General features: G+C 68.7%; 6 protein-coding genes and 4 pseudogenes. 3 read left to right on the forward strand and 7 right to left on the reverse strand.

The window, feature by feature from the left end; all coding sequences use genetic code 11:
* Nucleotides 1–64 precede the first annotated feature (64 nt).
* The 3 genes and pseudogenes from A5625_RS25260 to ffh form a co-directional block, all read right to left on the reverse strand.
* Nucleotides 65–1,052, reverse strand: a pseudogene (locus tag A5625_RS25260) (amidohydrolase family protein); the annotation flags it as partial.
* Nucleotides 1,033–1,254 (reverse strand): annotated as a pseudogene (locus A5625_RS30815) (hypothetical protein); the annotation flags it as partial. The pseudogenes A5625_RS30815 and A5625_RS25260, both read right to left, overlap by 20 nt.
* Nucleotides 1,248–2,813: a signal recognition particle protein gene (gene ffh / locus A5625_RS25265; protein WP_067000759.1), complete on the reverse strand. Its 1,566-nt coding sequence runs from the start codon at nt 2,811–2,813 to the stop codon at nt 1,248–1,250. The pseudogene A5625_RS30815 and the gene ffh, both read right to left, overlap by 7 nt.
* Before the next feature lie 144 nt (nt 2,814–2,957).
* Here ffh and A5625_RS25270 point away from each other — a divergent pair, with 144 nt between their 5' ends.
* Entirely contained in the window at nt 2,958–3,752 is a 795-nt protein-coding gene (locus A5625_RS25270) for an alpha/beta hydrolase (protein ID WP_067000766.1), read from the forward strand.
* 101 nt (nt 3,753–3,853) lie between these two features.
* The gene (locus A5625_RS25275; protein ID WP_067000761.1) at nt 3,854–5,605 is read left to right on the forward strand and encodes a DEAD/DEAH box helicase; all 1,752 of its coding nucleotides are present in this window, start codon (nt 3,854–3,856) and stop codon (nt 5,603–5,605) included.
* Nucleotides 5,606–5,626: 21 nt separating this feature from the next.
* Here A5625_RS25275 and A5625_RS25280 read toward each other — a convergent pair whose 3' ends face one another.
* From A5625_RS25280 to ftsY, 4 genes and pseudogenes are all read right to left on the reverse strand, one after another.
* On the reverse strand, nt 5,627–8,104 hold the full coding sequence (locus tag A5625_RS25280) for a [protein-PII] uridylyltransferase (RefSeq protein ID WP_082984553.1): 2,478 nt from the start codon (nt 8,102–8,104) through the stop codon (nt 5,627–5,629).
* A 45-nt stretch (nt 8,105–8,149) separates the two neighbouring features.
* The gene (glnB, locus tag A5625_RS25285; protein ID WP_003878721.1) at nt 8,150–8,488 is read right to left on the reverse strand and encodes a nitrogen regulatory protein P-II; all 339 of its coding nucleotides are present in this window, start codon (nt 8,486–8,488) and stop codon (nt 8,150–8,152) included.
* On the reverse strand, nt 8,485–9,960 hold the full coding sequence (locus A5625_RS25290; RefSeq protein ID WP_067000763.1) for an ammonium transporter: 1,476 nt from the start codon (nt 9,958–9,960) through the stop codon (nt 8,485–8,487). Before A5625_RS25290 ends, glnB begins: the two co-directional genes overlap by 4 nt.
* A 100-nt stretch (nt 9,961–10,060) precedes the next feature.
* Nucleotides 10,061–10,999: pseudogene (ftsY, locus tag A5625_RS25295) on the reverse strand (signal recognition particle-docking protein FtsY); the annotation flags it as partial.
* 40 nt (nt 11,000–11,039) lie between these two features.
* Here ftsY and A5625_RS25300 point away from each other — a divergent pair.
* Nucleotides 11,040–11,432, forward strand: a pseudogene (locus tag A5625_RS25300) (signal recognition particle-docking protein FtsY); the annotation flags it as partial.

An 11,432-nucleotide genomic window follows, 5' to 3' on the forward strand; every position in this document is an offset into this window, starting at 1 on the left:
CGGCCGGCTCGGGCTGGATCACGGCGCCTCCGCCGACCTGCTGTGTTTCTCCCAGGACCCGCGCTCCGGGCCGGCCGAGCCAGCGACGCGCGTCCCAGCACGCCGCGCCCAGCGCCTCCGTCGGGCTCATCCCGATGCTCTTGAGCGCCTCGACCTCGTCGGCGATCCGTCCGGGCGCCACCATGGTGCCGGCGTCGCTGCCCGCAAAGATGGGCACACCCGCATCGCGGGCCGCGGCGATCCGGGACACACCACGCGCATGCAGGTCGCGCATGTGCGCGGCATATACCGGATACTTCGCGGCGGCGTCGGCGATGCCGGGGAAGTTCTCGACGATGTTGACCAGCGTCGGGACCAGGACGGTGCCGTGCTCGACCATCAACTCGATGGTCTCGTCGGTGAGCCCGGTGCCGTGCTCGATGCAGTCGATGCCGGCGTTGATCAGCCCCGGCAGCGCGTCCTCGCTGAAGACGTGCGCGGTGACCCGGGCGCCATAGGCGTGCGCGGTTTCGATGGCGGCCTTGAGGACGTCGTCGGACCACAGCGGCGCGAGATCACCGACACTGCGGTCGATCCAGTCCCCGACCAGCTTGATCCAGCCGTCGCCGCGGCGGGCCTCCTCGGCGACGGCGTCCGGCAGTTGCCATTCGTCGTCCAGTTCGCGCGAGAAGCCCGCCGCATACCGCTTGGGTCTGGCCAGATGCTTTCCGGCCCGGATGATGCGAGGCAGATCGTCGCGGTCGTCGAGGCTGCGGGTGTCGGTGGGCGAGCCGCAGTCCCGCAACAGCAGCGCGCCGACGTCGCGCTCGATCTCGGCTTGGGCGATCGCGTCGTCCAGCGGAATCTCGCCGTGATCACCCAGACCGACGTGGCAGTGCGCGTCGACCAGTCCGGGCACAATCCAGCCGCCGTCGAAGACGGTGTCGGCGCCGGCGACCGGTTCGGCGCTGATGCGGCCGTCGACGATCCACAGTTCGATCTCGTTTTCGTCGGGCAGCCCCACACCCCGCACATGCATGCGCACTCCGGCGGCTACTTTCTTCCGGTCCAATGGTGACGACCCGCTTCGCCCGGTCCCCCGCAAGCGGGCGGGGTCCCCGCGGAGCCGGGGAGTGCCCCCGCGGCCGCGCTCGCGATCGTCACGGTCCAATGGTGACGACCCGCTTCGCCCGGCTCCGCCGCGCTCGCGATCGTCACGGTCCAATGGTGACGACCCGCTTCGCCCGGCTCCGCCGCGCTCGCGATCGTCACGGCTTGCCCGGGAACTTCAGCTTGGACAGGTCGAAGTCGGCCAAGCCGGGCGGTAGCTCGTTGAGGCCTTCGGGCATCTGCGACAGGTCGGGGAATCCGGCCGGCATGCCTGGCATCCCAGGCGCTCCGGGCCCAAATGGGCTCTTGCCCTTCGGCGGCGTCGGACCGCGTCCGCCCTTCTTGCCCTTCTTGCCCTTGGCCCCCTTGGACTTTCGCGTCGCCGACTTGCGGCCCATCCCGGGGATCCCCATCCCGCCGAGCATGGACGACATCATCTTGCGGGCTTCGAAGAAGCGGTCGACCAGCTGGTTGACCTCGGACACCGTGACGCCCGAACCGTTGGCGATGCGCAGCCGCCGGGACGCGTTGATGATCTTGGGGTCCGCCCGCTCCGCGGGAGTCATGCCACGAATGATGGCCTGCAGGCGGTCGAGCTGGCTGTCGTCGACCTGGGCCAGCGCATCCTTCATCTGTCCGGCGCCGGGCAGCATGCCCAGCAGGTTGCCGATCGGGCCCATCTTGCGGATGGCCAGCATCTGTTCCAGGAAGTCCTCGAGGGTCAGCTCGCCGGTGCCGATCTTGACGGCGGCCGCCTCGGCCTGTTCGGCGTCGAAGACCTGCTCGGCCTGCTCGATCAGGCTCAGCACGTCGCCCATGCCCAGGATGCGGCTGGACATCCGGTCGGGGTGGAAGACGTCGAAGTCTTCCAGCTTCTCGCCGGTGGACGCGAAAAGGATTGGGACGCCGGTCACCTCGCGGACCGAGAGCGCGGCGCCACCTCGCGCGTCACCGTCGAGCTTGGTCAGCACCACACCGGTGAAGCCGACGCCTTCGCGGAACGCCTCCGCGGTGGTAACGGCATCCTGACCGATCATCGCGTCCAGCACGAACAGGACTTCGTCGGGGTTGACGGCGTCGCGGATGGCCGCGGCCTGGGCCATCAGCTCGTCGTCGATACCCAACCGGCCGGCGGTGTCGACGATGACGACGTCGAAATGCTTGGCGTGCGCCTCGGCGAGTCCCGCGGCCGCCACCGCGACCGGGTCGCCGGGACCGGATTCGGGGGACGCACCGGGATGCGGCGCGAAGACCGGGACCCCGGCGCGCTCACCGACGACCTGCAGCTGGTTCACCGCGGCCGGGCGCTGCAGGTCGCAGGCCACCAGCAGCGGGGTGTGCCCCTGGCCGCGCAGCCATGCGGCCAGCTTGCCGGCCAGCGAAGTCTTACCGGAACCCTGCAGACCGGCGAGCATCACCACGGTCGGCGGGGTCTTGGCGAACGCCAGCTGACGGGTCTCCCCGCCCAGGATGCCGATGAGTTCTTCGTTGACGATCTTGACGACTTGCTGCGCCGGGTTGAGGGCACCGGAGACCTCGGCGCCTTTGGCGCGGTCCTTGATCCGGGTGACGAACGCGCGCACCACGGGCAGCGACACGTCGGCTTCCAACAGCGCCAGCCGGATTTCGCGGGTGGTGGCCTCGATATCAGCGTCAGTCAGTCGACCCTTGCCGCGCAGCCCCTGAAGGGCACCGGTCAATCGGTCGGACAGCGATTCAAACACCCCGCCAGCCTAGTGGTCGTGCGCATGCGCGAGTGTGCCGCTGGCTGCACACTCGGCGCCGAGGGTGCGGCTAACCGCACACTCGCGGGCCTGAGCAGGACCGAAAGCCTTGACGACCGGCCCCCGGCAAACGAAGGTCAGCTCATGCTCGAGGTGATCGACAAGGGGTCTGCCAGCGCAGCGCATCCGGTGCCGCTGCTGTTCGTGCACGGCGGCTGGCATGGGGCGTGGTGCTGGGAACACTTCCTGGACTTCTTCGCCGATGCCGGCTACCGGGCGGTCGCAGTCAGCCTGCGCGGACACGGCGCCAGCCCCGCGCCCAAGCCGTTGCCGAAGGTGTCCATCGCCGACTACATCGATGACGTCCGGTCGGTGGCCGACGATCTGGGCGGCGGCCCGATCCTGATCGGCCATTCCCTGGGCGGCTTCGTGGTCCAGCGTTACCTGGAAGACCGCAGCGCCCCGGCCGCGGTGCTGGTGGGATCGGTGCCGCCGCAGGGCGTACTCACCCTGGCGTTGCGGGTGTGGCGCCGCCGGCCGTCGATGACGATGGAATCGTGGAGCGACCCCACCCTGCTGAAATTTTTGGCCACCCCGGCGCTGGCCCGCGAATACCTGTTCTGCGCCGACACGCCGGAGGCCGTCGTCGAATCCTGTAGACAGCGGGCGGGAGCCGAAAGTATGCGTGCCGCTATGACCGATCCGATGATCCGCCGCGTCAGAACCAAGCGGGTGACCACCCCGATTCTGGTACTTGGCGCCACGTACGACGGCTTCGTCAGCGTCCGTGAGGTACGCAACACGGCACGCGCCTACCGCACCGAGCCGGAATTCTTCTCCATGGGCCACAACATGATGCTCGAACCGGGCTGGGCCGACGTTGCCGAACGCATCCATGAATGGCTGCAGACCCGCGAAACGGTGCGCCCGACACGATAGCCAGTCGAGTCGTTACTGCGCCGAAAAGCGTTGGCGTGCTAGATTTCACAGCCGCTACTCAATCGAGTTAGCCGCGTCGACGAGCAATGAACGGGGGGCCTGTGTCGGTGCCGCTCAGCAGCATCCAGGCGCAGGCCAACAGCGTTCCCGGCGAGACCAGCGGCACCGGCGTGCTGCGTGGCTGGCAGCGCAGGGCGTTGGTCAAGTACCTCGCCGCCCAGCCGCGCGATTTCCTCGCGGTTGCCACCCCGGGCTCGGGGAAGACCACCTTCGCGTTGCGGGTGGCGGCCGAACTGCTCGGCCAGCGCGCCGTCGAGCACATCACCGTGGTGGTGCCCACCGAGCACCTGAAGGTGCAGTGGGCGCAGGCCGCGCAGCGCTACGGCCTCGCGCTGGACCCGAAGTTCTCCAACAGCAACGCCCGCATCGCGCCGGAGTACCACGGCGTGATGGTCACCTACGCTCAGGTCGCCGCGCATCCGACGCTGCACCGGGTGCGCACCGAGCAGCGCAAGACGCTGGTCGTCTTCGACGAGATCCACCACGGCGGCGACGCCAAGACGTGGGGCGACGCCATCCGCGAGGCCTTCGGCGACGCGACCCGCCGGCTCGCCCTGACCGGAACGCCCTTCCGTAGCGACGACAGCCCCATCCCGTTCGTGACCTACGAGGCCGGTCCCGACGGGATCAGGCGGTCCCAGGCCGACCACACCTATGGCTACACCGACGCCCTGGCCGACGGCGTGGTCCGGCCGGTGGTCTTCCTCGCCTACTCCGGGGAGGCGCGGTGGCGCGACAGCGCCGGCGAGGAGCACGCGGCCCGCCTCGGCGAGCCGCTGTCCGCCGAGCAGACCGCACGGGCGTGGCGCACGGCGCTGGACCCCGCCGGCGAATGGATGCCCGCGGTGATCACCGCCGCGGATCAACGGCTGCGCCAGCTACGCACGCACATACCCGATGCCGGCGGCATGATCATCGCCTCGGATCAGACCGCCGCGCGCGCCTATGCCGTGCTACTGACCAAGCTGACCGGCGAGGCGCCGACGCTGGTGCTCTCGGACGACCCGGGATCGTCGGCGCGCATCAGCGACTTCGCCGCCAGCACCAGCCGCTGGCTGGTCGCGGTGCGCATGGTCTCCGAGGGTGTGGACGTGCCGCGGCTGTCGGTCGGGATCTACGCCACCAGCGCCTCGACGCCGCTGTTCTTCGCTCAGGCCATCGGCCGGTTCGTGCGGTCGCGCCGCCCGGGTGAGATCGCGAGCATCTTCGTGCCCTCGGTGCCGAACCTGCTGCAGCTCGCGAGCGAGCTGGAGGCCCAGCGCAACCACGTGCTCGGCGAGCCGCACCGCGTCTCCGAGGGCGACCCTCTCGACGGCGACCCCGCCACCAAGACACAGGACGAGAAGAGCGACCTCGACAAGGGTTTCACCTCGTTGGGTGCCGACGCCGAACTCGATCAGCTCATCTTCGACGGATCCTCGTTCGGCACCGCCGCACCGGCCGGCAGCGACGAGGAGGCGGACTACCTCGGCATCCCCGGGCTGCTCGATGCCGAGCAGATGCGAGCGCTGCTGCACCAGCGTCAAGACGAACAGCTGCAAAAGCGGGCCCGACAAGCCGGCGCGGGGTCGTCCGGCCAGGCCCCGCCGGCCACCGTGCACGGCCAGCTTCGGGAGCTGCGCCGCGAGCTCAACACCCTGGTCTCGATCGCCCATCACCGGACCGGCAAGCCGCACGGCTGGATCCACAGCGAGTTGCGGCGCCGCTGCGGCGGCCCGCCGATCGCCGCGGCGAGCCGTGAACAGCTGCGGGCGCGCATCGATGCGGTGCGACAGCTCAACGCCGAGCAGTAGCGACGGCCCGGCGCCGCGGGCCTAGTCGCCGACGGGTTCCTCGAGCACTTCGACCGCCGGGCCACCACCCAGCACGGCGAGCAGGCTCTGTTCGACCGCATCCCGGGCGCAATGCTCGGCCTCGGCCGGTTGGGCGGAGGTAGTCACGCAGAAGACGTCCGCCGCCGTCGACCCGAAGGTGTTGACCTTCGCCCAGAGGATGTCGGCGTTGGCCCGCTCCAGCGCGCGGGTAAGCAGCGCGAGCAGCCCCAGCCGATCCATGGCGCGGACTTCGACGATCAACTGGTCGGGTGAGGCCGAGTCGATCCACAGGATGCGCGGCGGGGCGGTCGATCGGGTCACCGGCACCCCGACCTGGACTTCGCCGGCCCGGTTGGTCGCCGCGCTGACGGCGTCGCCGTCGCGTTTTTCCAGCGTGCCCAGCACGTCGACGTCGCCGGCCAGCGCGCCGGTGAACTGCTGGCGCAGCAGACCCGCCTCCGGCGGTGAACCGAACAGCGGCGACACCACGAATTCGACGATCGCGAAACCCTCGTGAGTGCTGGCCGACGCCGAATGGATTCGCAGCGAGTTCAGCGCCAGCACCGCGGCGGCTTTCGATACCAGTCCGCGCTGATCCGGTGCGGCCATCACCAGCTCCAGGCGCTCACCGCCGCTGGGCTTGATGTCCACATGGACGCCGCCCTCGGCCGCGAGCGAAACATATTGCGGCGCAGCGGGTTCGATCTTCGGTAACGGCTCCCCCGCCATCATCAGCCGGCAGCGCCGGACCAGGTCGTCGATCAGCGCCGCCTTCCAGTCGCTCCACACTCCGGGTCCGGTAGCCTTCGAGTCCGCCTCGGTCAGCGCGTGCAGAACTTCGAGCAACAGCGCGTCACCGCTCAGCGCTTTCACTACGCGCTCAATGGTTTTCGGGTCATTCAAATCACTGCGGGTAGCCACCATCGGCAGCAACAGGTGGTGGCGGACCAGCTGAGCGAGCATTTCCACCTCGACCGGCACGAGGCCCAGCCTGGGGCCGATCTCCAGCGCCAGGCCCGCACCGAGCACGCTGTGGTCGACGCCGCGGCCCTTACCGATGTCGTGCAGCAGTGCGCCCAGTGCCAGCAGGTCGGGCCGCGCCACCCGGGTGGACAGCGGTGCGGCGTTGACGGCCGTCTCGATGACGTGGCGGTCCACCGTCCATTTATGCGCGACGTCGCGGGGCGGCAGGTCGCGGATGGCGTCCCATTCCGGCAGCAACCGGCCCCACAACCCGGTGCGGTCGAGCGCTTCGATGGTGGCCACCGTGGTCGGCCCCGCGGAGAGCACAACCAGTAAGTCGTCCAACGCCTCTCGCGGCCACGGGACCGGCATCTCCGGCGCGCCGGCGGCCAACCGGCTCAGCGTGGCGGCGCCGATCGGCAACCCGGTATCGGCGGCCGCGGCGGCCACCCGCAACACCAAACCCACGTCGGCATCGGGACGTGCGTCGCGGGCAAGCACGATCTCGCCCGCATATTCGACGACCCCCTCGTCCAGTGGGCGGCGCTTGGGTCGCCGCACCAGGGCCGTCACGCCGCGGCGCGGCAGCGCGTTCTCGGCCGTCCGAATGCCGGTCTCGGCATGGTAGGCGATGGTGCGCCCGGCATCGGACAGCTTGCGCGCCAAGTCAAATCGGTCACCGATGTGCAGCGCGGCACTGATCTCGTCGGCGTACTGGGCCTGCAGCTGATCGCGTCCGCGGCCGGATACCCGGTGCAGCTCGGTGCGCACGTCGAGCAGCGTCAGATGAGCATCGTCGAGCGAGCCCCCGGGTGATTCCGGACGGGCCATCCCGTGCCGGTCGATAAGCTGGGCCACGCCCAGCGCATCGAGCAGCTGCACATCGCGCAGACCACCGCAACCCGATTTCAGGTCCGGCTCAGCGCGCTGCGCGATCCGGCCGCAACGGTCCCAGCGGGTCTGCGTCATCTCGACGAGCTCGTTCATCCGGGAGCGAATTGCGCTGCGCCACTGTCGCCGTGCGCCGGCGATCAATTCGTCGGACAAACGTGCATCGCCGGCGATGTGCCGGGAGTCCAGCATGCCCAAGGCCGCGATCATGTCGGCGTTGGCGATGCCGAGGGCCCCGGAAACGGTGCGCACGCTGTGGTCGAGCCGAACGTTGGCGTCCCACAACGGATACCACAACTTATCGGCGACCTTGCCCAACACCGCGTCGGACTTGTTGTCGTGCAACAGCATTAGATCGAGGTCGGAATGCGGCAACAGTTCGTGGCGGCCCAATCCGCCGATCCCGACGATCGCGAAGCCACTGTCTTCGGTGATCCCGATCTCGGCCGCCTTGGCCATCAACCAGGATTCGTGCAGATCCAGCCAGGCATGCCGTAGTTCGGCGGCGTGCAGCTTGCTACCCTGCGACAGAAGTTGGCGCCGCGAGGCAGCCAGATCGACTGCCCCGCAAGCGCTTCCTGTCCCCGCTAGGTGCCCGGACGAGTCGGGGTCGGACGGATTCATACCGTCGGCGCCCGCCCGGGTCGAATCAGCAATTGACAGCGAATGTCATAGTGCATCGGTTCCGCGCTCGCCGGTACGCACCCGCACGATGGTTTCCACGGGGCTCACCCACACTTTGCCGTCACCGATCTTGCCGGTGCGCGCCGCCCGGACGATGCTGTCCACGACCTTGTCGACGATGGAGTCGTCGACAACGACCTCGATGCGCACCTTGGGCACGAAGTCGACCGAGTATTCGGCGCCCCTGTACACCTCGGTGTGGCCCTTCTGTCGTCCGTAGCCCTGGATTTCGCTGACCGTCATCCCCAGGACGCCTGCGTCCTCGAGACTGGTCTTCACGTCATCGAGCGTGAACGGCTTTACGATCGCGGTGATCAGCTTCATGACTGCTCTGCCTCCACTTTGTCGCCCACTCGCTCCTCCTCCAGACCGTTGCGGGTATCCGCCACAGCGACCCGCGGCGGGAGAACCGAGCCGGTAGCCACGGCGAAATCGTAACCACTCTCGGCGTGCTCGGCCTCATCGATACCGGTCGCTTCCGCCTCTGGGTTGAGACGAAGGCCGATGGTGTACTTCAGGATCAAAGCCAGAATCAGCGTAACCACCCCAGAGTAGATAAGAACACTGAACGCGCCGACTGCCTGCCGCTCGAGTTGAGCCCAGCCGCCGCCGTAGAGCAATCCCTTGGACACGCCGGTGACACCGTTGATGGCCGGGCTCTCCGGCGCGGCGAGCAGCCCCACCAGCAGCGTGCCGGCCAACCCGCCGACCAGGTGCACCCCGACCACGTCTAGCGAGTCGTCGAAGCCCAGCCGGAATTTCAGGCCGACCGCCAACGCGCACAGCACGCCGGCCACCAGGCCCACCACCAGCGCGCCCAGCACATTGACCGACGAGCAGGACGGCGTGATGGCCACCAGGCCCGCGACGATGCCCGACGCCGCGCCCAGCGTCGTCGCCTTGCCGTCGCGGATGCGCTCGGTGAGCATCCAGCCGAGCATGGCGGTGGCCGTCGCGATCGTGGTGGTCATGAACGTCGACCCCGCCGCACCGTTGGAGCTGGTGGCCGACCCGGCGTTGAACCCGTACCAGCCGAACCACAGCAACCCAGCACCCAGCATCACGAACGGCAGGTTGTGCGGCCGGAACAACGTGGTGGGCCAACCGCGGCGCTTACCAAGCACAATCGCCAGCATCAGGCCCGCCACACCGGAATTGATGTGGACCGCGGTGCCGCCGGCGAAGTCGATCGCGTGCAGCTTGTTGGCGATCCAGCCACCCTTCTCGGAAGCGAAGCCGTCGAAGGCGAAAACCCAGTGGGCGACTGGAAAGTAGACGAACGTGGCCCACAGACCGGCGAACACCAGCCAGGCGCCGAACTTCAACCGGTCTGACACCGCGCCGGAGATCAGGGCGACGGTGATGATCGCGAACATCAGCTGGAAGGCCACGAACACCGTGGCGGGCAGCGTGCCTGCTAGCGGAATATCCGTTGCCGCAGTGCCTTTGCTCGGATCGGCGGCCACCGCGTTGACGCCGATGAGGCCTTTGAGACCCCAATACGACGTCGGCTTGCCCATGAAGTTGCCTACGTCGTCGCCGAAGGCGATCGAATAGCCGTAAAGCACCCACAGCACGGTGACGACGCCCATCGCGCTGATGCTCATCATGAGCATGTTCAGAACGCTTCTGGCGCGCACCATCCCGCCGTAGAAAAACGCCAGACCCGGCGTCATCAACAGCACCAGCGCGGAACTGGCCAACATCCAGGCGGTATCGCCGGTATTGGGCTGGCCCAGTATCGGGTATGTCACTCGCAATCTCCTCCGGTCGGCCCACAACTGGCCGTCAGACATGCGTCCGATGACCTGTTCAGAACATTGCGAGATTGTTGTTTCGGCGATGGGGCCGCAGTGTTTCGGCGGTATTAACGTCCCACTCGCGGGATAAGGCGTTTCAGCCGAGCAACGCGTCGACGAACGCCGCCGGTTCGAACGGCGCGAGGTCGTCCGGACCCTCGCCTAGTCCGACCAATTTGACCGGCACGCCGAGTTCTTGCTGAACCCGAAAGACGATGCCGCCCTTGGCCGTTCCGTCCAGTTTGGTCAGCACGGCACCGGAGATCTCGACCACCTCGGCGAACACCCGGGCCTGGGCCAGACCGTTCTGACCGATGGTGGCGTCGAGGACCAGCAGCACCTCGTCGACCGCGGCGCGCCGTGTTACCACGCGCTTAACTTTGTCGAGCTCGTCCATCAGGCCGACCTTGGTGTGCAGCCGGCCGGCGGTGTCGATCAGCACCACGTCGGCGCCCGCGGCGATGCCCTTGTCGACGGCGTCGAACGCCACCGATGCCGGGTCGGCGCCTTCAGGGCCGCGCACCACCTCCGCGCCCACCCGGGACGCCCAGGTCTGCAGCTGGTCGGCCGCTGCGGCCCGGAAGGTGTCGGCGGCACCCAGGACGACGCGTCGCCCGTCGGCGACCAACACCCGGGCCAATTTGCCGACGGTGGTGGTCTTTCCGGTGCCGTTCACGCCGACGATCAGCAGCACCGAGGGGTGGTCGGCGTGCGGCAGTGCCCGGATCGACCGGTCCATACCGGGCTGCAATTCCTTGATCAGCACGTCGCGCAGCACGGCCTTGGCGTCGGCCTCGGTGCGCACGTCGCTGCTGGCCAGTCGGGTACGCAGCTGGGCGATCACGGATTCGGCGACCACCGGGCCGAGGTCGGCGATCAACAGCGTGTCCTCGACGTCCTGCCAGGCGTCTTCGTCCAGGTCGCCGCCGCCGATCAGGCCCAGCATGCTGCGGCCGAGCGCATTCTGCGACCGGGCCAGTCTGCCGCGCAGCCGCTCTAGCCGGCCTTCGGTGGGGGCGATCTCCTCGATCTCGGGGGCGGCCGGGCGGCCACGCTGGCCCTGAAACAATGTCAGCGTGTCCCAAGGTCTTTGGATCGCACTTGCGGTCCTGATAGCTCTAGTCGTCCTCATCGCCATCACCGCGCTCGTCGTGGGGCTGCGGCGGCACCGCCGCCGCCGGATCAGCTTCTCGAGGGGGCCCGAACCCGGGGCAATCGACAGATCCGGCGGCTACACCGCGTCCTCGGGCATCACCTTCAGCCAGACCGCGACGGCCGATCGGCTCGACACCACCGGGCTGCCCGCGGTAGGCGACGACGCGACCATTCCCCACGACGCGCCGCGGCGCACCATCTCCGAGGTCGAACTTCCCGAGCCCGAGACCGTCACCGCGCCGCCGCCGATCAGGCCCAGCATGCTGCGGCCGAGCGCATTCTGCGACCGGGCCAGTCTGCCGCGCCGCGGCGAT

Origin of the sequence: Mycobacterium sp. 1465703.0 (assembly GCF_001672975.1) — a bacterium.
Lineage (GTDB): Bacteria > Actinomycetota > Actinomycetes > Mycobacteriales > Mycobacteriaceae > Mycobacterium.

Excerpts from the sequence above, each read along its gene's own strand:
- A5625_RS25280 (WP_082984553.1), bottom strand. The coding sequence starts at position 8,104 with ATGAATCCGTCCGACCCCGACTCGTCCGGGCACCTAGCGGGGACAGGA.
- A5625_RS25270 (WP_067000766.1), top strand. The coding sequence starts at position 2,958 with ATGCTCGAGGTGATCGACAAGGGGTCTGCCAGCGCAGCGCATCCGGTG.
- A5625_RS25290 (WP_067000763.1), bottom strand. The coding sequence starts at position 9,960 with ATGTCTGACGGCCAGTTGTGGGCCGACCGGAGGAGATTGCGAGTGACA.
- glnB (WP_003878721.1), bottom strand. The coding sequence starts at position 8,488 with ATGAAGCTGATCACCGCGATCGTAAAGCCGTTCACGCTCGATGACGTG.